This window comes from Vibrio sp. 1069 (assembly GCF_033340555.1).
Window position 1 is genome coordinate 1 of the sequence record NZ_JAWOWP010000947.1, and the last position, 517, is coordinate 517.

Annotated in this window: 1 pseudogene; it reads left to right on the forward strand. The window is 41.4% G+C overall.

The annotated features are described in order from the left end of the window. Positions 1–478, forward strand: a pseudogene (locus R7040_RS29960) (tRNA-binding protein); the annotation flags it as partial. Positions 479–517 lie beyond the last annotated feature (39 nt).

Consider the following 517-nt stretch of genomic DNA (forward strand, 5'->3'; position numbering starts at 1 on the left):
AGCTGGTTATCAATCCATTCGTTTAGGAACTATGCGCGATGCCGCCAGTGGTTGTTATTCATTGTTGATGGTTCGCCAACTTGCGAATAAATCACAAACTTGGATTGATGATGCACAAGCATTGTTTCATGAGTTTTTGTCTGCGAGCCTTTCCCTTGTTTATCCTAAGTTAGAGCCGAGTCTGGCTAGAAGCTTGTTGCGTCAACCGATTCAACATCAAACCTTACATCCGACTAAGCGAGTATTGCTTCAAAGCTATGCGCAGGGTGGTGCAAGCTATGAATCGATTTTTGTGTGGTTACAACAGTGGCTGCGTCAATATGGTTTAGCGCCTGTTTCTGATTTGATGATAAGTAAAGTGTTCTTAAACCATGATTGGGGCATTTGTGCCAAACAATTTGGATTATCGGGAAGAAAGCAAGTTGAGCAACAGTTAAGAAGTGAGTTAGAAAAGTTGTTGAGTCAATTTACAGTGTAAACGCAACGCCTTATGGATTTACAGTGTAAATAGAGACGA